The sequence below is a fragment of the Pauljensenia sp. UMB0895 genome, from assembly GCF_030218905.1.
In the GTDB taxonomy this organism is placed as follows: domain Bacteria; phylum Actinomycetota; class Actinomycetes; order Actinomycetales; family Actinomycetaceae; genus Pauljensenia; species Pauljensenia turicensis_A.
The window spans coordinates 205,370-226,880 of the sequence record NZ_JASOQR010000002.1 but is presented as its reverse complement, the minus strand read 5'-3'; the positions used below and the strand labels follow the sequence as shown (position 1 = coordinate 226,880).

The following is a 21,511-nucleotide window of genomic DNA, read 5'->3' as shown; positions in this document are numbered from 1 at the left end:
AACCGGCGACAGTGGGGTTATCCCTTAACTGTCCCTGATTTAGCCCCTTAAAGTCGCGGTCGCTGTTCGAAAGATGTGAAGATAGGTCGTGTGAATGAAGGCGAAAACAAAGGGTATATTCCCGTTCAGCCCGGCATGGCCAATACTGTCGGTGGCTGGCGTCCTCCCATGCCTTCTACCTACCGTGCTCCGCTGAAACGTGCGCGCGAAATATCAGCAGATATGCCGAGCGCCCGCATCGCTGGGGTTTGCTCCGGCCTATCTGTTCACCTCGGAGTGTCAGTCACGCTTGTTCGCGTGCTGATGGTCCTTGCTGGACTCTTCGGTGGAACGGGCATGATCCTCTACGTCTGGCTGTGGGCAATGGTCCCCGAAGATGATGGGCAACGCATCCGTGTTGGGGGCGCTCCGATCGGAGCCAACCTAGCAACGAAAAAACAGGGCAATCCGCACGATGCAAGTAGGGGACAGCTCCTGCTTGCTGGAGTGCTGATTCTGCTTGCGGCCCTCGTTGCAACACTGTTTGCTTGGACGAATGTCGCCCGTCTGTTCGACGTAGCATCGGCAGGTTTGATCATCGCCGGCTTGGGACTGGTGTGGAGCCAAGGGGCACATATTCAGCAGTGGCGATCATCCAAATTTCTGGCAATCATCGGCGCGGGAATCGGGCTCCTCTTCACTGGCGTGCTCTTCCTTGCCGGACGCGGAGACCCGCCAATCATCTTGCTTCGCGGCGGCCTGATCGGTGCGGTCGTGGTCGCCGGCGTGCTGTTCGCATTACTTCCGCTTTGGTTACGCACGTCGAAAGACCTTTCAGTAAGCCGTGAACGAGAAGTTCACGAGGCCGAGCGCGCCGACATCGCAGCGCACTTGCATGACTCGGTTCTTCAAACACTCACACTGATTCGTTCGGCCGCTTCCGACCCCGCTCGCGTACGAGCACTAGCGCTTGCAGAAGAACGAGAGCTACGATCCTGGCTCTACACCGGTCGTACGCAGGCAAATGAGTCATTGTCGCAAGCAATCCGAAACACCGTCGAACAGGTGGAAAGCCGTCACGGTATCCCCGTTGATGTTGTTGCGGTCGGAGATACTGTCCCGGGTCCTGGTGAGCTAGCGATGGTCGCCGCAATCGGAGAAGCTGTAGCGAATGCCGTCAGGCACGGCGAACCTCCCGTTTCTGTATATGTTGAAGTTCGACCGAACGTTATCGAAGCGTTCATCAAAGACTCCGGTTCAGGATTTGATCTGGCTTCAATCCCGAGCGATCGGCACGGCGTTCGTGACTCAATCATCGGTCGTATGGAACGCGTAGGAGGAAAAGCCAGAATCAGAATGCTTCAGAGCGGAACAGAAGTAGAACTCAGCCTCCCAAGAGAGTAAGCAAACGCTCAATAACAAGAAACACTTATCCGCAACCACGGCAGTGAAGAAAAGCGAAGAGAATAGACCTATGACAATTCGACTCATCGTGATTGACGACCACGCAATGGTTCGCGCTGGTGTTCGCGCAGAACTTGAAAACTCCGGCGCAGACCTCGAAATCGTCGGCGAAGCAGCAGACGTTGATGGAGCAATCGCGGCATGCCATGAACTTCGCCCCGATGTCGCCCTGCTCGACGTTCACCTGCCCGGAGGTCGCGGTGGCGGTGGAGCAGAGGTTTCCGCTCGATGCCAAGATATTGAGGGTCTACGCTTCCTAGCCCTCTCTGTCTCAGACTCACCCGAAGATGTCGTTCAGGTCATCCGAAGTGGCGCTCGCGGGTATGTCACCAAGTCGATTTCTACCCCCGAACTCCTTGAAGCTATCGGTCGTATTGCTGCCGGAGACGCGGCGTTCAGTCCTCGCCTTTCCGGCTTTGTGCTTGACGCATTCGGCACTGGGCAGGTTGCCATCGGTGACGACGAACTCGATCTTCTCTCCGCTCGCGAACAGGAAGTCATGCGTCTGATTGCTCGCGGTTACACGTACAAGGAAGTAGCCTCCGAGCTCTTCATCTCGGTGAAAACAGTAGAAACACACGTATCGGCTGTGTTGCGCAAACTTCAGCTGTCGAACCGTCACGAACTGACCCGCTGGGCAATGCAACGTCACATCGTGTGAGGTCAGCCTCGTGAATAAAAATCGCGAAGCCGAAAGTCTGCTGTGAACCCGAACGCATTTCGACCCTGAGGCGCGAAAGGCGACCGAAGAGGCGCCCCCTGAGCCGGCTGACGCGGTAATCTCCATTCGTTACGAATATTGCTTTGGCATTCAGAGCTTTCAGTAGGGGAGACCATGCACCGTATCGGATTTGACCGCGACACCTACCTGCGACTCCAGTCTCAGCACATCGCCCAAAGGCGCGCTGACTTCGGTGGAAAGCTCTACTTGGAGTTCGGCGGCAAACTCATCGACGATATGCACGCATCGCGCGTATTGCCCGGCTTCACCCCGGATAACAAGGTCGTCATGCTGAAGGAACTTGCTGACGACGTCGAAATCATCGTCGCCGTGAATGCCAAGGACTTCCAACGTCATAAAGTGCGCGCAGACCTCGGCACCACCTACGACGACGAGGTCCTGCGCCACATCGACGAATTCCGCGACTACGGACTGTACGTCGGCTCTGTTGTTATTACTCAGTGGACTGACGATAATCGCGAAGCGCAGGCCGTGAAGCAGAAGTTCGAGCGCCTCGGTATTACCGTTTACCGCCACTTCCCGATCCCCGGCTATCCGAACGATGTTGCGCGCATCGTCTCGGATGAAGGCTACGGCGCAAATGAATACATCGAGACCGCCCACGACCTGATCGTCGTCACCGCCCCCGGCCCGGGCTCCGGCAAGATGGCAACCTGCCTGTCCCAGCTGTACCACGACCACAAGCGTGGCATCCGCTCCGGCTACGCGAAGTGGGAGACGTTCCCGATCTGGAACCTGCCTCTAGACCACCCGGTTAACATCGCCTACGAGGCGGCAACTGCTGACCTTGACGACATCAACATGATCGACCCCTTCCACCTGGAAGCCCACGGCGAAAAGACCGTTAACTACAACCGCGACGTCGAAATCTTCCCCGTGTTACAGCGCTTGTTCACGCAGATCCTGGGCGAATCCCCGTATCAGAGCCCGACCGACATGGGTGTCAATATGGCGGGCAAGTCGATCTGCGACGACGACGCGTGCCGCGAAGCGTCCAAGCAGGAAGTGATCCGTCGCTACTACAAGGCATTGGTGACCGAAAAGAAAGAACTGTCTGAGCCGGTTCAATCGGAACGCATCGCTCTGGCGATGTCAAAGCTGTCAATCACGCCGACCGATCGCCCAGTTGTCCCGCCGACGGTTGCGCTCGCTCAATCAACTGGCGCTCCGGCTGCTGCGATTGAACTGGCTGACGGTCAGATCGTCACGGGTAAGACGTCGGCTCTGCTTGGCTGTTCATCGGCCATGTTGTTGAACGCCCTGAAGATCCTGGCGGGTATCGATTCTGAGGTGAAGCTGCTGTCGCCCGACGCGATCACGCCGATCCAGACTTTGAAGACTCAGCATCTGGGTTCCGCGAACCCGCGTCTGCACACCGACGAGGTCCTGATCGCGCTGGCCGTCTCTGCTTCCACTGATGGCAACGCCCGCCGAGCTCTTGAATGCTTAGGCGAGTTGAAGGGCTGTGACGTTCATACTTCGACGATTCTCGGCTCAGTGGATGAAGGCATCTTCCGTTCGCTTGGCGTTCAGGTGACGAACGAACCCGTCTACGCAACCAAGTCGCTGTATCGCAAGAAGTAGAACTGGTTGGGTTGAGCGGGCGTGAGTGCGCTTGTACCGAGGTGCCGTGCTTGTTCAGCGTTTGCCGTGCTTGTTCACCGTCTTCGTAGAAGCAAACGTGTGTGATCTGCGTTTTTACGGTGCTTGTTCACGCGAAGGGTAGCGTGCTTGTTCACCGTGGGGCTGCGCTTGTTCACTGTTGCGGGCGTGATTGCGCGCTGTCATGGTCGTGCTTGTTCACCCGAAGCCCCGGCTACTTCTCAGGATGAACACCTGTCGGACGTTTTGCAGATTGGTTTCTACCTGGTCTGTTTTAGGCTAGGAGAGCGATGACTGATTTCACTTCTCTTCCCGATCTTGGCTCCGCTTCATTCTCAGAATGGGGCGGTGTGCCAGAACCTGGGCCTGAGTCGCCGGTATATGACTTCCCCGGCGGATCCGTTCCAGGTGAAGATGTTGTGCCCGTTTTGGATGAATCTGAGTACTTCTCTCAGGCGAATAGGACCAGCTCGAAATCTGCGTTCGGCTATTCGGGCAATGGAAGTAAAGAACCTTCAGACTGGCAGTCCCGGCCTCGTTTTTCTGAACCGGATGAACTCATTAGAGAACTCAACGATCAGCAACGCGAAGCTGTCGTCCACGACGGCGGACCTCTACTGATTATGGCGGGCGCGGGATCTGGGAAAACGCGCGTGCTTACTCACCGAATTGCCTACCTTCTTGCTACAGGGCGAGCCACACAAGGGCAGATTCTTGCGATCACGTTCACCAACAAAGCCGCCGCAGAAATGCGTGAAAGGGTTGGCGGGCTGGTCGGTCATGGCGCGGAGTATATGTGGGTTTCGACGTTCCATTCGGCCTGCGTGCGAATCCTGCGACGTGAGCACGAGGCCGCCGGTCTGACTTCGTCGTTCACCATTTATGACGCGCAGGATGCTCAGCGACTCATTCAAATGATCCTGAAATCGATGGATGTCGACGTGAAGCGATACTCACCCAAAATGATCGCGGCCAAGATTTCAGATCTAAAAAATGAACTGATTACTCCCGCCAAATACGAGGAAACCTGCGCAAACGACCCAATTTCAAAGATCGTCGCAAACACCTATCGCGAATACTCAAAGAGAATGCGCGAATCGAATGCGCTGGACTTCGATGATCTGATCATGGCAACGGTGCAGTTGCTGAAAGACAAGCCACTGATTGCTCAACAGTATCATCGGCGCTTCCGCCACATTCTGGTGGATGAGTATCAAGACACGAACCATGCGCAGTATGTCCTGGTTCGCCTACTTGTCGGCGATGGCGATGACGGAGTAGAACCCGGTGAGCTCACCGTGGTTGGTGACTCAGACCAGTCGATTTACGCCTTCCGCGGTGCAACAATCCGCAACATTGAGCAGTTTGAGCGCGATTTTCCGGGTGCTCGCACAATTCTTCTGGAGCAGAATTATCGGTCGACACAGAATATTCTCTCTGCCGCGAATGCAGTGATCGCGCGCAACCAAGGGCGTCGACCAAAAAACCTGTGGACAGCTTCAGGCGATGGTGCGCTCATCACTCTTGACGCAGCTGATTCTGAACATGATGAAGCACGTTTTGTCGTGTCTGAAGTTGATCGCCTGGCTGATCAGGGTGCTTCATATGGTGATGTTGCAGTCTTTTACCGTACAAACGCCCAGTCACGTGCCATTGAAGAACTCCTTGTGCGTCAAGGAATTCCCTACCGCGTGGTCGGCGGAACACGATTCTACGAGCGCAAAGAAATCAAAGATGCGCTGGCCTACCTGCAAGCGATCTCCAATCCTGATGACAGCGTTGCCGTCCGCAGAATTATCAACGTTCCGCGTCGTGGGATCGGCGCAAAAGCTGAAGACGCTATCGCAGTCCATGCTTCTCGATACGGTATTTCCTTCGGCCAAGCTGTCCGAGACGTCTGGGAAAGCGAAGGATGCCCGCTGGGTGAAAGTGAAGGTATTGAATGGCAATATCCGACGGTCAGTCAAAGCGATGCGACATCGCTCGTCGATGTTGCCACCTCTTCTGATTCTCCTTCGGGTAAACCTTTCCCATCGAACGCCACAGACTTAGGGAAACAAACAAGCGAGCCTTCCCTTGTTGAGTCTGAAACACCGGGGGCCATCGTAGACAATGCGCTCAGTGCGTGGGCAGACGTAGAGGTACGTACATTCGAGCAAAATCCGCCGGATGCTCAAGATGTAAACTCGGCCTCGTCGATCGGAAATTTGCCCAGCCGGCAGTTGCCCCCCAGTGGTGAACAGCGCGAGGTCCTTGGCCTTTCTCCGCGAGCGCGAAAGTCGATTGCTGCGTTCTGGGGTCTTATCGAATCTACTCGGCAAGCAAGTGAAAAGGGTGTGTCGACTGCCGATATTCTCGAGGAGATCTTGGATAAGACGGGATACCTCGCTACGCTACGAAAGTCGGAGGATCCTCAGGATGCTTCGCGCGTGGAAAACCTTGCAGAATTGCACTCAGTAGCGATTGATTTCGCGCACGTGAACCCGCGCGGTAGTTTGGTCGACTTCCTTGAGCGAGTCGCACTCGTTGCAGATTCGGATCAAATTCCATCTGAAGACCAGCGAAGTGGTCAGGTGACGTTGATGACAGTGCATACAGCGAAGGGGCTGGAATTCCCCATCGTGTTTGTCACCGGCATGGAAGATGGGACCTTCCCGCATCAAAGGTCGCTTGGGGATGAGTCTGAGCTTGCGGAAGAGCGTCGCCTTGCGTACGTGGCAATTACGCGTGCGCGTGAGCGACTGTATCTGACTCGAGCCTCTATTCGCTCAGCTTGGGGTAGTCCGCAAGAGATGTTGCCGTCCCAGTTCCTCGCAGATATTCCGCCGGAGCTATGCGATATTCGCCGATCCTCAACTGCAAGTGAACGACTGCGTTCGCGCGAAAACTCCTGGGGGAGCGGATGGGGATCGGGCTCCTACTCTTCGCACACCGGTCGTGCCTTGGATGATGATGGGCCAGTTTTTGGCTCCGGTAAAGCAGAAACTGCCTCTCGAGTCACAGGTATTCGAACCGGGAAAACCATACGCATGGGTGCGCAACAAACGTCACGCAATACGCACCGACCACTCCTTGACTTGAAGGTTGGCGATAGGGTTAAACACGCGAGTCTGGGGGAGGGAACTGTTGTTGGCCTCGAAGGTCAGGGGAAAACAACGGTTGCTCGGGTCAAATTCAGCGAAGCGGAGAAGCGCCTGCTTCTTCGAGTTGCACCCCTAGAAAAAATCTGAATCGAACATAAATTGGCGTTCTTAGGACGAACGGCCTAAATGGTCGTTAGTCTGTTCAATGACAAGCCATAGATGACAAAGGAGTCCACCCGTGGACCTGTATGAATACCAAGCACGTGACATGTTTCGAAAGCACGGCGTTCCCGTACTGCCCGGGCTTACCGCAACGACTGTCGAAGAGGCGCGCACAGCGGCAACTCGTCTGCTCTCAGATGGCGCCGAGCTTCTCGTCGTCAAAGCGCAGGTGAAAACCGGTGGCCGCGGAAAGGCAGGTGGCGTCAAACTTGCTTACACTGCCGCAGAAGCCGCTGAAAAAGCAGAGGCAATTCTTGGACTCGATATCAAGGGACATATCGTCAAAACCCTGCTGATCGCATCGGGTGCCGACATCGCCGAGGAATACTACTTCTCGATCCTCCTTGATCGATCGAACCGTCGCTACCTTGCAATGTGCTCCCGCGAAGGCGGTATGGACATTGAAACCCTGGCGAAGGAACGCCCCGAAGCCCTAGCTCGCGTGCCTCTGAACCCCGTCATCGGAATCAACGATCAAGTGGCACGGGAGATCTTGACGCAAGCGGGATTCCCCGCTGAACGCCAGGATCCCCTCATTCCGGTCCTCGTCCTGCTCTGGGAAACCTACCGCGACGAGGACGCAACCCTTGTCGAGGTCAATCCTCTTGTCACTGCCACCGACGGTACCGTGTGGGCAGTCGACGGCAAGGTCAGCCTGGACGACAACGCCCGCTTCCGCCATCCGGAACACGAAGAACTCGTCGACCGAGCCACCCAAGATCCCCGCGAGGCGCTGGCGAAGGAAGCCGGACTGAACTACGTGCGCCTCGAAGGTGAAGTTGGCATCATCGGTAACGGTGCTGGTCTGGTCATGTCAACCCTCGACGTCGTTGCGATGGCCGGTGAAGATCTTGGCGTAAAACCGGCAAACTTCCTCGATATCGGTGGCGGTGCTTCGGCTGAAGTGATGGCAAAGGGCCTCGACATCATCCTCGGCGACGAGCAGGTTCGCTCTGTCTTCGTTAACGTTTTCGGTGGCATTACCGCATGTGACAAGGTCGCGGAAGGCATCATCGGAGCTCTCGAAGTTCTTGGCGACTCTGCGACGAAGCCTCTGGTGGTTCGCCTCGATGGAAATAAGGTCGCCGAAGGTCGAGCGATCCTCCAGGCGGCGAACCATCCGTTGATCCACATGGTTGAGACCATGGACGATGCCGCACGACGTGCAGCTGAACTTGCTGCCGAGGCCGTTGCTTCACGGCCGGCTCAGAACTGACCAGACGAAAGACAAAGGACGAAAAGAATGTCGATTTTCCTTAACTCTGACTCCCGTGTCATCGTCCAGGGTATGACGGGCGCTGAAGGCCGCAAGCACACGCAACGGATGCTGAGCGCCGGCACGACCATTGTTGCTGGCACTAACCCGCGCAAAGCCGGCACCAGTGTCGACTTTGACGTGGTTGGCTACGGCCCGGCCGCTGACCGGGTCGAAAACGGAACAGTGTCCGTACCCGTGTACGCCACTGTTGCTGAAGCAAAAGAAGCAACGAACGCGAACACTTCCGTCATCTTCGTTCCGCCGGCCTTCGCGAAGGGAGCCGCACTTGAAGCGATTGATGCTGGCATCGAAACGATCGTTGTGATCACCGAAGGTATTCCTGTCGCAGACTCAACCGTTTTCGTGTCGCATGCACTGAAGAAGGGTGTTCGTCTGATTGGCCCGAACTGCCCAGGCATCATTAGCCCAAACCAATCAAACGTTGGTATCACACCAGCAGACATCACCGGTCCGGGTCGCATCGGCCTAGTTTCTAAGTCCGGCACGCTCACGTACCAGCTCATGTACGAACTCCGCGACTTTGGTTTCACCACCTGCCTTGGCATCGGTGGCGACCCGGTGGTCGGAACCACCCACATCGATGCCTTGGCGGCGTTCGAAGCCGACCCCGACACCGATCTGGTTGTGATGATCGGCGAAATCGGTGGCGACGCAGAAGAACGAGCAGCTACCTGGATCAAGGAAAACATGACGAAACCCGTTGTCGCCTACGTTGCTGGTTTTACAGCCCCCGAAGGCAAGACCATGGGGCACGCTGGCGCGATCGTTTCCGGTTCTTCCGGTACTGCTGCGGCAAAGGCCGAGGCCCTAGAAGCAGTTGGTGTTCGCGTCGGTCGGACTCCGTCGCAGACCGCTCAGCTTGCTCGAGAAATCCTCTCAAAGTAGTTGCACACTATGCCGGTTTTGGCAGGGCAAACTGAAGAGGCCGGAAGCGAACAGAACACAAACTCTGCAAACGGAGTGGCCAGAACACAAACTCTGAAAGCGATCTGATCTCGCTTCCACACTGAGGTAGGTCTCAATCTGACGGTGGCCGGTGGTGCGAAAGCCCTACCGGCCACCGGTGCGTCATGATGGATAACGCTATGAACGTTACGCCTGAGACTTCACCAAGCGTCACCACAACGACGTACGCTCCGACGCGGAAAACTATTCGCGTGAGCATGCCTGACGGTTGGGCGCGCGCCATGCTTTCGGGCGTTGAAGCAGCATTCGTCGGTTGGGCTACCTGCGTTCTTATCGTCATGGGCTCCTTCCTGACGGTCGCGTCGAACCCGTGGGTGTCAAAAATCGGCTGGGACACGGTGTTCGCGTCCAGTTCGGATGTCTTCGGAGTCCTCTTCGGCGCATCAGTTCATACAGAAACCGTCACCTATCACGCCATCCCCACTCTTGTGTCGATCGGCCTCGTTGTGTTGCTCCGACTCTTCTTGCGCGGAGGCGAAGAGTTCTCGCCATCGTCGAACTGGTTCGCCGTTCCTGCTTTCACTGTGATGACCGCTTTCCTGATCGGTTCGGGTGCTTCGTATGTGCGCTGGTGGGAAGCGATGCCGGGTGCCCTATTCGTTTCGCTTCTCGCGTCGGCGTGGGCGTTTTTTTCTTGTGGTGACCATCCACTTCGCCGGTGGGGAGTCCCGCGCCTCATTCGTTTAGGAATTCGCGAGGCCGCAATCGCACTCACAGTCATCGTCGGATCGGTGGCGGTTCTTACTCTGATCGCCCTTCTTACTCATACCTCACAAATCGCGGGGATCCACCAGCTCCTGCTCACGACATCTCCAATTGAGGACGCGCTTGTTGGACTCGGTCAGTTATTTTTCGCCCCAACAATCTTGGCGTGGACGTTGGCTTGGTTTGCTGGACCCGGATTCTGGGTCGGAGTCGATGCGCTTCATTCGCCCACGTCAGCCCCAACTTTGCCGATCCCAGGTATCCCTGTCTTGGGCGCGATGCCCAATATCACTCCAAGCTATTGGACGATCCTCGTTCCGATTGCGATCGGTTTTGGCATCGGTATGTGGCGCGGAAGGAAGCGTCGGCAAGCATCGCTTCGTGAACAGTTTGTTCTTTCCGCTGTCGCATTTGTCGTGATCGGTGTTGGCTTCTGGATGTGGATGGCCATGTCAACCCTTCAGCTGGGGGCGACGCGCATGGCATTCCTAGGGCCGCATGTCGGTCCGACTACTGCGGCTCTGCTCAGCGAAGTTGGTTTGGCGTTTGTATTTGGTTGGGTGATCGTTCACCCGCGCTCGTTGAAGTGGATGCGCGATCAATGGGAGCTTTCGCTTCTTGACGCTGGGCAAACGGCTCCGTCTTCGACCGCGCTTGTTGAAGAATCGCCCTCCGATGTTTCGGCTTCAGACGTGCCTGTTTCGACCGCGCTTGTTGAAGCAGAAGAGACTCCGGAACCGGATGAAATTGATACTGACCCGACCGAGGAAGAACTCGAGGTTTTGGTGAACAAGCGCGCCGATGACACCCCCAAAGAATCCCAGTCGGAACCTGAACTTGTTCCATGGACACCGACTCCCCAAGTTGTTGAGCCGACGGTGAAGTTTCCGGCTCAGCAGGAAGCTGAACAAGCGCGCTCCGAAGATGCGCTTGCAACTGAGCGTCTTGACCTCTCTTCGCTCTCGACCGGTGAACAAGCGCGCTTGGAAGAGGGCGAATGAACACCGAACCGACTCATTGATCGGTGCACGCTCCGCTTGAACAAGCGCGGTTAACTGTTCTGTATCCGGCGAAGGCTCCAACAAGCGTGCGCTTGTTCAAGCGTGCGAAGATCCCACGTTCGGCGCCACGGCGGTTCTAGTGGGTGCAGACAGGGAGTGTTCAGCGATCGACTGAGCGAAGGAACGAGGCCTCGCGCACTTTGTTTGCTAGTTTCTCACTTTGAAACGCGCGAAGACTGGGACGCTGAGCTTCGACGGAACCTTGAACAAGCGCGGTCGGCCTCGTCGATAACTGGCACGCGGAAGGCGAATGTGGGGCGAATCCCTCACTGGACCTGCTTGGAACGCACACGCGCTACGGGATACGATCGCCGTAGGTTGCAACTGGCGAGGGTGGATCACCACCGGGGAGCAACCCGAAGTACCCGTGAGGCGTCGCCCGCCTGGGCGCCGGGCATGATCAACCATTACTGGAGGAACCCATGTCCGTTCGCCTGGACAATCTCGAAGCTATTGACGTCCGCCCCATTACCCGCGCTCTTATTTCCGTCTATGACAAGACCGGTCTGATTGAGCTTGCCACCGCACTTGCTGGCGCTGGCGTTGAAATTGTTTCCACCGGCTCGACCGCCGCGAAGATCGCAGAAGCTGGCGTCCCGGTTACCCCCGTTGACGACGTCACCGGTTTCCCTGAGGTTCTCGAAGGTCGCGTGAAGACCCTGCACCCGATGATTCACGCGGGCATTCTTGCTGATCAGCGCAAGGCTGACCACCGCGAGCAGATCAGCGAACTCGGCGTGAAGGCATTTGACCTGGTTATTTGCAATCTCTACCCGTTCACTCAGACGGTTGCCGGCGGGGGTAGCTTTGACGAATGCGTCGAGCAGATTGATATCGGTGGCCCGTCCATGGTGCGTGCAGCGGCGAAGAACCATCCGTCGGTTGCAGTCGTGACCTCGCCCGATTCCTACGCTGCGGTTATTGAAGCTGCCCGGGCTGAAGGTTTCACGCTGAAACAACGTCGCGAACTGGCAGCACGCGCCTTCGCACATACCGCAACTTACGATCTGGCCATCTCCGGCTGGTTTGCCGATCAGCTCGATCTGGACGATGTCCGCGACGAATTGGACGAGGTCTGCGAAACCCACCTCGACGCTTCCGATGCTGCGTTCCTTGAGTCCCTCGGGTTTGCCGTCGACGGGGAATCCGAAGAAATCGTCGAAGCTGACGACGAAGAAGGCGACATGCCGGCGTTCGTCGCCGATGCTTTCGAACGCGTTGACTCCCTGCGCTACGGTGAGAATCCGCATCAGAACGCTGCCGTGTACCGCGAGATCGCAGACGAAGAAGACCTCGACGAAAACGAGCTTCTGCCCGGCATCGCCAATGCTCGCCAGCTGCATGGCAAGGCAATGAGCTACAACAACTACACCGACGGTGACGCTGCCCTGCGCGCTGCCTACGACCATGAGCGCCCCTGCGTCGCCATCATCAAGCACGCGAACCCCTGCGGTATCGCCGTTGCCGACGACGTCGCCGAGGCACATCGCAAGGCGCACGCGTGTGACCCCGTCTCCGCATTCGGTGGCGTGATCGCCGTGAACCGCCCGGTCAGCGTTGAACTGGCTAAGCAGATCGTCCCGATCTTCACCGAGGTTGTGCTGGCCCCCGGATACGATGAGGGTGCGCTCGAGGTCCTGTCTGCGAAGAAGAATCTGCGTGTCCTGGAAGTTGCTCCGCTGGCAGTCGGTGCCAGAGAGTTCAAGCAGATTTCTGGTGGCCTGCTGGTTCAGGACCGCGATGACGTCGATGCAGTCGGCGACGATCCGGCAAACTGGACGCTCGTCGCAGGTGAAGCCGCGGATGCTGCAACCCTAGCTGACCTTGAGTTCGCATGGCGCACGGTTCGCGCCGTCCGCTCTAACGCGATCCTGCTGGTTAAGGATGAGGCTTCGGTCGGCGTCGGTATGGGACAGGTCAACCGCGTTGATTCCTGCAAGCTTGCAGTCGAACGCGCAAACACGCTGGGAGGTCGCTCTACCGGTGACGCGGCCAAGGATGCGGGCGCAGATATTCAGTCCGCTGGCGGTGCGCGCGCAGAAGACATTCTTGGCGCCGAAACTGAGCAGCGTTCCATCGGCGCGGTTGCCGCATCCGATGCGTTCTTCCCCTTCGCTGATGGCCTGCAGGTCCTGATTGATGCCGGCGTGAAGGCTGTCGTTCAGCCTGGCGGATCCGTCCGCGACGAGGAATCCATCGAAGCTGCGAAGGCTGCTGGCATCACGATGTACATGACGGGCACGCGCCACTTCGCACACTGACCTGCATTTCGGCGAGGTTGTTGGAAACGGCGACATCGTCCACTGATTATCCCCCTGCTGGAGCGCTCCGGCAGGGGGAATTTCATCTGAGTACACTGCCGTGTGCGAAGGAAAGGTGAACAAGCGCGGTAAAGTGGCGAGTTTGCAAGGAACACCGAGAGCACGCGGAACGCGCGGAACCGAGAGACTGTGGTGCCTCATTTTGAGCCTCTGACACCCTGAAATCAGGCTCGAAGCTACAGCCCCGCGTCTGGATGCTCGGGGAAGAGTGGCATGACGCCCGGGATGTGACTGTGCGCAGTCAGAGGGTTCGTGGGAATCTCGAAAGCGACTTCCAAGAATGGGCGCAGTAGATTCGCCAGGTCGTCAGGCTGTCCGTCGGAGACGAAGATGACGTTCGGGTGCAGCTTCTCGGACTCGACGAGATCCAAGATAACGCGCGCATCCCCGCGTTCTGAATCAACCCAATACACGGTCCAATCCGGGCCCAGAGCAGACTGCCCCGAAACGATGAAACGTCGTACTCGGCACCCTGGTGGAAGCGCTGTCACAACATCTTCATCCAAGTCGATCATGATCCGCGGGCCGCTGACTGCACGCAGGTTACCTTGCCCCAATTCGCGCGGGTCATTCACGGTCAGCGTCGACAGGTCGATACTTGCCGACTGATCATCGTGCCCCGGAGCTCCGGCAAGATGAGCGAGCTGTTCGGCGAGTTTCCACGTAAAAATCTCCGGGCGGACGTCGAGCATATCCGGCGCAGACCAGCGGAACTTACAAACTGCAAGGAACCATTGTAACGGGTCAACTCCATCAAGGAGGAGCCCCTCGCGCAGGTAAAGAGCGCGTTGCATTACCGCGTCGCGCACCGGATCATCGGCGAGCTTGCGCGCCTTCTTCAAGCGACGGTGAAAACGCTTTTGCGCCGAAGCATAGTCGTCGCCGTCAACCCACTGATCGCCCGGCCAGTTGTGCAGTCGAACAACCTCTTCACGCAGAGAAAACTGCTCGCCAACATAACCGCGATCAGCAAGCACGGTGTCCCATGCCTGCACGATTTCCAAGGCGTGAGCGAATGGTGCGGGTACTTCGAGGTGAGGGATGACTGCAAGCTCCTGCCGTGCCGTTGACGCTCGCCAAGCAACAAATTGCGCGTGCGTGACAGGCTGGCCGTCGATGTCGCCCCAGCGTGGGTCGCTGGCTCTCGTTCGGGTTGCCTCGGCCCAGTTCACGAGGCCGGCCAGCAGTTTCTTACGTGGAACATCTGGGGTGTGGGCCGGAGCAATCGTGGGGTCTTGGGCATCAAATGCTCCTTCGATGTGCGCAACTGCTTTCAAGAGGAGGTTCCAGTTTGGAAGCTTTACGCGCTTCTTCGAGGCGAGTGCGACGGGGCTGAGGAACTGATCGATCAACCATGGGACGTCTCGGGAGTGAGCAATGCTGGCGATCTGGTCTCGAGCCACTTGCAGGGGAGCGTTTAATTCCGCGATGAGTGGGAGCGCTTGACGCTCTGCGTTGGAAAGCTTGCGACCGTCCGGGAAGCGTTTATGACTGCCGTGTTTGCCACGTTCGAGCATGAAAGCGCCGAAGGCTGGCATCTGGTGGTCGTTGGCAGGCATGAGTCTATTGTGTCGTACCTCTAGGTTTTCTTGCGCTCAACCGACCGCGCTTGTTCAAGAAACGAGGTGCTTGAACGGGCTTCATTGACCGCGCTTGTTCAAGCATCTGTGGGTTTTTGGCCACGCTTGTTCACCGGATGGGGAGCGAGACGGGGACGCGCAGCCTCGTATTTTTGAGTGGCGATTGGTGAACAAGCGGGGTGGTGAGTGGGGTGGGATTGGTGAACAAGCGCGGTGGTGAGGAGGTGGGATTGGTGAACAAGCGCGGTGGTGGGGAGCGGGTTGAGACGCGTTGAACGCTCGCGCGGGTCGTTTCGCTGACGAGCGGCAGGTACGATTGAGCCATGAATTCAACTCCTCGCCCCGTCCTCGTCGTTGATTTTGGCGCACAATACGCGCAGCTGATCGCCCGTCGCGTTCGTGAAGCCTCCATTTACTCTGAGATCGTTCCTCACACCATGTCGGTCGCCGACATGCTGGCGAAGGACCCGGCAGCGATCATCCTGTCGGGTGGCCCGTCCTCCGTGTACGAAGAGGGCGCTCCGTCGATTGACCCCGCAATCTTCGATGCCGGTGTTCCGTTGCTTGGTATCTGCTACGGCTTCCAGACAATGGCCGCTGTCCTCGGAGGAACCGTCGGTCGCACCGGCACCCGCGAATACGGGCATACGGACGCTTCCGTCGGCACCTCGTCCTGCCTCTTCGCTGGCACTCCCGCTGACCAGGTCGTGTGGATGAGCCACGGTGATGCAGTCCAGGCGGCTCCCGAAGGGTTCGAGGTCACCGCATCCACCTCCGAAACCCCGGTTGCAGCGTTCGAAGATCGCTCCCGCAAGCTGTTCGGTCTGCAATGGCACCCCGAAGTCGGCCACTCGCAGTGTGGCCAGGACGCTCTGAAGAACTTCCTCTACGAAGGCGCTGGACTGGAACCCTCATGGACCGCAGGCTCCATCATTGACGAACAGGTCGAGGCGATCCGCAAGCAGGTTGGCGACGCTCAGGTGATCTGCGCGCTCTCCGGCGGTGTTGACTCTTCCGTGGCAGCAGCGCTGGTTCACAAGGCAGTCGGTGACCAGCTCACCTGCTTCTTCATCGACCACGGTCTGCTCCGCGCGGGCGAACGCGAACAGGTCGAAGGCGACTATGCGCGAGGCATGGGCATCCGCGTTGTGACCTGCGACGAATCCGAACGATTCCTCAGCGCGCTCGCGGGCGTTTCCGATCCGGAAACCAAGCGCAAGATCATCGGTCGTGAGTTCATTCGCTCATTCGAGGCTGCTCAGAAGCAGGTCATTGAACAGATCGGTGCGGAAGGTGGCGAGGTCAAGTTCCTCGTTCAAGGCACCCTGTACCCGGACGTTGTCGAATCTGGTGGTGGCGAGGGTGCAGCAAACATCAAGAGCCACCACAACGTTGGTGGCCTGCCCGACGACATGAAGTTCGAGCTCGTTGAGCCCCTGCGCACCCTGTTCAAGGACGAGGTCCGCGCCGTTGGTCGCGAGCTCGGTCTGCCCGACTACCTGGTTGAGCGCCAGCCCTTCCCGGGCCCGGGCCTCGGTATTCGCATCATCGGCGAGGTCACGAAGGAACGCCTCGACATCCTGCGTGCAGCTGACCTGATTGTTCGCGAAGAGCTGACTGCTGCTGGTCTCGATTCTGAAATCTGGCAGTGCCCGGTCGTTCTGCTTGCAGATGTTCGTTCCGTGGGTGTTCAGGGTGATGGTCGCACCTATGGCCACCCGATCGTCCTGCGTCCCGTTTCTTCGGAAGACGCGATGACCGCAGACTGGACCCGCCTGCCGTACGACGTGCTGGCGAAGATCTCGACGCGCATCACCAACTCGGTTGCTGAAGTGAACCGCGTGGTGCTGGACGTGACGTCGAAGCCACCGGCAACGATCGAGTGGGAGTAGTCTGACAGGGTTCTGACCTGTATTTTTGAGTGCCGCACTGTGCTGCTGAGTTTCGTTTTGTACGAGAGTCACGGCAAAGCCGCCAGCGACATTGGTGAGTAAATCCGATTATCGAGCCTCTGTTCCCGCGTCGGAACGGAGGCTTTTTCTTTGGCTATTTACTCCCTTTCACCTGCAATTTCGCGATTTACTCCCCGTGTTTCGAGACGGCAAGGCACGGGGCGGTATTCGGAGGAATGGGAGTAAGGATTTATCCCGAGTGAGTAGACGCGCGATTTTTGTCCCCGAGAACGAAAAGGGGCCGTTTTAGGTCCTTTGAAACTCAAATCGAACTCAATAGGCCTTTTGACGGTCTCTGTGCGGCGTTTTCCCAGGTCGTTAATGGGGAGTAAAGAATCTCACCGTCTCAAGGAAAGCGGGAGTAATCAGGGGAAATGCCGCGGGGTACCGCCGTGTGCCGCCATGTAAGCCACCGCGTCATTTACTCCCCAGGTGCGCCGAAAATGCCTTTGCATGCAATGGGGAGTAAAAACTCAACATACGCAGGCGTGAGCGGCGCTCACCGCCTAGCTTGGCGTCCTGATTCGGTTGCGCTGGTTGCGAAATGCGGGGAGCCGCTACAGCGAGGCTTTCCAGTCCTCGTATTCGTCGGCGTCGATCTCGCCGTTCTCGAGCTGCGCGCGCTTCTCTGCCCACAGCTCGATCGCCGTCGCGGCTTTGGGCGCGTGCGGAGCCTTGGGGTTCAGGGAGAGGCCCGTGCCGTCGGCGGAGGGAACGATGCCGAACGAGTCCTCGAGCCGCACGAGCAGCGACATGAGGTCGCCCGCGGTCTCGACGCCATAGTCCTTGAGGGCGTTGACGGACACGCCGAGCGCCGCGGAGATGGACTCGAGCAGCTCGGGCTTGACGGCGCGGATGCCGCTCTCGTAGTGGCGCACGGCCCCCTCGGTCAGGCCGACGGCCTCGGCGAGTTGAGCCTGCGTCATGCCGCGCGACTTGCGGTACCGCCTTATGTTTTTGCCTACGGACATGCGCCCTCCTCCTGGAATTACGTATCAGCACATCTTATCAGCGTACGTAAATGTACGCAATTCTATTGACAGTACAGATACGTACGTTTACTCTGAATCTGTAAACCGTACGTATTCGTACGCCATTGATTGGAGGAGCCATGGACGAGAAGGTGGCGAAGACGCCGAGGCCGCACATGCTGGACGCCGACGAGGTCGCGGAGCTGCTGAGGATCAAGAAAGGCAGCGCCTACGAGGTGATCAGGAAGATAAACGCCGAGCAGGAGGCGCGCGGGCGCGTGGTTATCCGCGGACGCGTCCGGAGCGACGTCTTCGACGCCCTGTACTTCCCGGAGGTGGACTGACATGCCCGTGTACAAGGATGGCAACAACGGCACGTTCTACGTGCAGTGCTACTACCGCGACGCCCGCGGCTCGAAGCGCCACAAGACGAAGCGCGGCTTCTCCTCCGAGGTGGAGGCCGCAGTGTGGGAGAGCCAGTTCAAGAGCCTTAACGGCGGGGCCATGGACATGACGTTCTCCGAGTTCGTCGAGGTGTACGCCTCCGAGGTGAAGCCGCGCGTACGCGAGCACACGTGGATCACCAAGGAGTACATCATCAACGACAAGCTCGTGCCGTTCTTCGGAGACATGCGCATGTGCGACGTGAGGCCGATCGACCTCATCAGGTGGCAAAACGAGCTCACCGAGCACCGGGACGCCGACGGGAAGCCCTGGGCGCCGACGTACCTGCGCACGGTGAACAACCAACTGAACGCCATCTTCAACCACGCCGAGCGCTACTACGGCCTCACCGACAACCCGGTGCGCAGGGTCGACAAGATAGGCTCGAAGAAGGGCGGCGAGATGCAGTTCTGGACCAAGGACGAGTACCTGAGGTTCAGCGAGGCGGTCATGGACAAGCCGCTGTCGTTCCACGCCTTCGAGCTGCTGTACTGGACGGGCATACGCTGCGGCGAGCTCCTGGCGCTCACGCCGTCCGACTTCATGCTGGATAGCTCGCGGCTGCGCATCAACAAGTCGTACCAGAGCCTCCACGGCGTGGACACCGTGACCGACCCCAAGACGCCCAAGTCCGTGCGCACGATCGTCATGCCCGCCTTCCTTCGCGACGAGATGGCGGACTTCATCGAGATGCGCGACGACGTCGCCCCCGACGAGCGCCTGTTCGCCGTGACCAAGCACTTCCTGGCCCACGAGATGGAGCGCGGGTGCAAGGCGTCGGGCGTGAAGCGCATCCGCATACACGACATACGCCACAGCCACGTGAGCCTGCTGATCGAGATGGGCTTCTCCGCGCTGGCCATCGCCGAGCGCATGGGCCACGAGGCGGTGGACATCACCTACCGCTACGCGCACCTGTTCCCCACGAAGCAGGACGAGATGGCCGCCGCGCTCGATGGAGCGAGGGGGTAAGCAAGATGCCGTGCGAGAACAGCGCCCGCAAGCGCAGCAAGACGATGGCGTTTCGCTGCACGCCCGAGGAGCACAAGCTCATATGCGAGATGGCAGCCTGGAGCGGCATGAGCAGGCAGGACTACATCATCGCCAAGCTCACCGATACCCAGGTCGAGGTGAGGCCCTCTGTAAGCGTGCAGAAGGCGTTGAAGGACTCGATGGCGGAGTTGTCCAAGGAAGTACGGCTGGCGGCCTCCTACGGCGAGCTGAGCGAGTCCCTGCAGCAGAGGATCGAGCTCGTGATGAGGTTCTTCCTGGCGCTCGGCGAGGGGGTTGAGGCACCAGTGACGGAAGCGCCACCGCAAACCTCGCATTTGGAAGAGCCGACAACATCCGTCATGGATGCGGGCTCCGACACCGCAAGCATCTTCGAGATGGGGCGCATGTAAGGTTTAACGCCAGACCTCCAACGCCTTGTCCGCAAGCCATTCGGCGCGATCGGCGATATCGCCCTCGTCCCAAGACTCCTTCTCCAGGGCGCCGGCCATGGTCGCAAGGCCGGCGGCGCAGAGGGCAAGACCGTCCTTGTATCCCTTTCCCTGCTTCTTGGTGGGCCAATCGGCATCGCGGATGGAGGCGTTGAGCGAATGCGTGATGATGGCGAGGTTGCCGAGCGTGAGGAGCTTCCTGTCCCTTCGCGTGGCAGCCTCATCGTCGAGGGCTCCCCATTTGTTGCGCCACTTCTTGGGCATCATGTGTTCGAGGGTGTACTGGTTGAACCCGAGCAGGGCCGTGCTGCTCATGCCTGGGCGAATGGCGCTTTCCAGCAGATAGAGAACGCCCTTGGACTGAAGGTTGTACAGACACGATTCCTCGAACGCCCTTCGAACCTCGTCATCGCCGGGCATGTACGTCGTCGCCTCTTCGTTTGCTTCAAGAGCCTTCCTCAGCGTCTCCGCGTCCTTCACCTCGTTCAGGATCAGCGAGGTGAACAGCCTGTTGTAGTTCTTCGTGGTCGCCTGAACCAGCGTTCGGCGGACGATGTAGCTCTCAAGCAGGGCGAAGACCTCGGATTCCTCGCCCGAAGACTCCGCGTTCTTGCGAACGTAGAGCACGTACGGGATGAGCGTCGAGTTCTTGAGGCCGAATATCAGCACGTTCAGGCGCTCGACGCCGGGAGCGGAGGGGATGTCCGCGTCGCAGTAGCCGGGGTCGAACGTGGACTCGAACACCTCGGCATACGCCTTCATGCTGTCGAGGATCTCGTCCTTGTCTCCGTTGCAGTACCTGCCGATGAAGTCCTTGTAGGACTGGAAGAGGTTGGACGTGCGCGAATAGAAGAGCTTGTCCTCGGTCGTGACGCCGCGCTTCTTGTCCTGAACCAGGATCTGGAGGAACGCGTCGAAGAACAGGTCGACGAGCGTGCGCTTGATGCGCCCGGTAACGACCTCCTGCTCCCAATACTCCCTCTTCTCCGCCGTGGGTTCGAAGACGTCCTCCCAGCACTCCTTGAACGCCTGCTCGTTCTCGCGGTTGAAGAAGTAGTTCTTGAGGAGCTCCGCCGTCGTCAGGCGCACCCCGAGCGAGTTGATGGTGTCGAATATCTGCTGCTCGTCCTCGCCCTCGGTGAGATCGATGCAGACGAACTGGACGTTCGACTTGATCGTGTTCCTGTCGACCTTCTCTGGGTCGATGTTCTTGAGGAAATAGTTGTAGGCAAGGACGATGGACGAGGAGCCCTCGACAGGCTCGCAGCCCGTGGCGCTGACGACCTTCTCGAAATCCTGCCGGTCGTACTTGCCATGTCTCAAGGCGACTTCGCCGGTCTCCAGGACGAAATCTCGCTCGAACAGCCTATCGGCGTCGATTCTCGCGCAGAGTGCCTTGAAGAAGATGACCATGGTCGTGAGGCGCTGCTGGCCGTCGATGACTGTGCGAACCTCGGACACCTCGGACCAAGTGTTGCCGGAGGAGGCTTGCTTCAGGATGATCGAGCCCAGGAAATAAGGTCGCTTCGAAGCCGTGACGAACTCCATGTCGCCGAGGAAGCGCTCCCATTGCTCTTCTCCCCAGACGTACGCCCTTTGGTAGAAAGGTATTTCGAGCAGGCGCGATCCGTTGAACACGCCGCTTATCGTAGATTTTCCTGCATCCATCCTTAAAGCCCTATCTTTCCTTCGCAGTTG

Annotated in this window: 15 protein-coding genes and 1 riboswitch; of the genes, 12 read left to right on the top strand and 3 right to left on the bottom strand. The window is 58.3% G+C overall.

The window, feature by feature from the left end; genetic code table 11:
* Positions 1-222: 222 nt before the first annotated feature.
* From QP503_RS02370 to purH, 8 genes are all read left to right on the top strand, one after another.
* The gene (locus QP503_RS02370) at positions 223-1,383 is read left to right on the top strand and encodes an ATP-binding protein (protein ID WP_285101180.1); all 1,161 of its coding nucleotides are present in this window, start codon (positions 223-225) and stop codon (positions 1,381-1,383) included.
* 70 nt (positions 1,384-1,453) lie between these two features.
* Positions 1,454-2,104: a LuxR C-terminal-related transcriptional regulator gene (locus tag QP503_RS02365; RefSeq protein ID WP_285101169.1), complete on the top strand. Its 651-nt coding sequence runs from the start codon at positions 1,454-1,456 to the stop codon at positions 2,102-2,104.
* 174 nt (positions 2,105-2,278) lie between these two features.
* Positions 2,279-3,769 carry a DUF1846 domain-containing protein gene (locus QP503_RS02360; protein ID WP_006681540.1) on the top strand — a complete coding sequence of 497 codons (1,491 nt, stop codon included), beginning with the start codon at positions 2,279-2,281 and terminating at the stop codon, positions 3,767-3,769.
* Between the two features lie 308 nt (positions 3,770-4,077).
* Positions 4,078-7,017 carry a UvrD-helicase domain-containing protein gene (locus QP503_RS02355; protein ID WP_285101167.1) on the top strand — a complete coding sequence of 980 codons (2,940 nt, stop codon included), beginning with the start codon at positions 4,078-4,080 and terminating at the stop codon, positions 7,015-7,017.
* A 91-nt stretch (positions 7,018-7,108) separates the two neighbouring features.
* The gene (gene sucC, locus QP503_RS02350; protein ID WP_219585438.1) at positions 7,109-8,308 is read left to right on the top strand and encodes an ADP-forming succinate--CoA ligase subunit beta; all 1,200 of its coding nucleotides are present in this window, start codon (positions 7,109-7,111) and stop codon (positions 8,306-8,308) included.
* Positions 8,309-8,335: 27 nt separating this feature from the next.
* Positions 8,336-9,256 carry a succinate--CoA ligase subunit alpha gene (sucD, locus tag QP503_RS02345; RefSeq protein WP_006681537.1) on the top strand — a complete coding sequence of 307 codons (921 nt, stop codon included), beginning with the start codon at positions 8,336-8,338 and terminating at the stop codon, positions 9,254-9,256.
* Positions 9,257-9,534: 278 nt separating this feature from the next.
* Entirely contained in the window at positions 9,535-11,043 is a 1,509-nt protein-coding gene (locus tag QP503_RS02340) for a cell division protein PerM (RefSeq protein WP_285101178.1), read from the top strand.
* Positions 11,044-11,413: 370 nt separating this feature from the next.
* A riboswitch (ZMP/ZTP riboswitch) is annotated at positions 11,414-11,499 on the top strand.
* Positions 11,500-11,525: 26 nt separating this feature from the next.
* Positions 11,526-13,364 (top strand): bifunctional phosphoribosylaminoimidazolecarboxamide formyltransferase/IMP cyclohydrolase, encoded by a 1,839-nt coding sequence (gene purH, locus QP503_RS02335; RefSeq protein WP_103633088.1) that lies wholly within the window; start codon positions 11,526-11,528, stop codon positions 13,362-13,364.
* Between the two features lie 236 nt (positions 13,365-13,600).
* Here the strand turns inward: purH and QP503_RS02330 are convergent, their stop codons facing one another.
* A complete protein-coding gene (locus QP503_RS02330) occupies positions 13,601-14,983 on the bottom strand; it encodes a hypothetical protein (protein ID WP_103633089.1) in 1,383 nt (460 codons plus the stop codon).
* 344 nt (positions 14,984-15,327) lie between these two features.
* Here QP503_RS02330 and guaA point away from each other — a divergent pair, with 344 nt between their 5' ends.
* Positions 15,328-16,896 carry a glutamine-hydrolyzing GMP synthase gene (guaA, locus tag QP503_RS02325; protein ID WP_006681533.1) on the top strand — a complete coding sequence of 523 codons (1,569 nt, stop codon included), beginning with the start codon at positions 15,328-15,330 and terminating at the stop codon, positions 16,894-16,896.
* Between the two features lie 617 nt (positions 16,897-17,513).
* Here guaA and QP503_RS02320 read toward each other — a convergent pair.
* Positions 17,514-17,927 (bottom strand): helix-turn-helix domain-containing protein, encoded by a 414-nt coding sequence (locus tag QP503_RS02320; protein WP_129423098.1) that lies wholly within the window; start codon positions 17,925-17,927, stop codon positions 17,514-17,516.
* 140 nt (positions 17,928-18,067) lie between these two features.
* Here QP503_RS02320 and QP503_RS02315 point away from each other — a divergent pair, with 140 nt between their 5' ends.
* From QP503_RS02315 to QP503_RS02305, 3 genes are read left to right on the top strand one after another with little or no spacing between them, the layout of a single operon-like run.
* A complete protein-coding gene (locus QP503_RS02315; protein WP_006681531.1) occupies positions 18,068-18,271 on the top strand; it encodes a hypothetical protein in 204 nt (67 codons plus the stop codon).
* 1 nt (position 18,272) lies between these two features.
* Positions 18,273-19,343, top strand: a complete 1,071-nt coding sequence (locus QP503_RS02310) for a site-specific integrase (RefSeq protein ID WP_101677768.1) — start codon at positions 18,273-18,275, stop codon at positions 19,341-19,343.
* Between the two features lie 5 nt (positions 19,344-19,348).
* Positions 19,349-19,774, top strand: coding sequence for a plasmid mobilization protein (locus QP503_RS02305; RefSeq protein WP_099432718.1), 426 nt, complete (start codon positions 19,349-19,351; stop codon positions 19,772-19,774).
* Between the two features lie 3 nt (positions 19,775-19,777).
* Here the strand turns inward: QP503_RS02305 and QP503_RS02300 are convergent, their stop codons facing one another.
* Entirely contained in the window at positions 19,778-21,451 is a 1,674-nt protein-coding gene (locus QP503_RS02300) for a DUF262 domain-containing protein (RefSeq protein ID WP_198433401.1), read from the bottom strand.
* Positions 21,452-21,511: the final 60 nt, after the last annotated feature.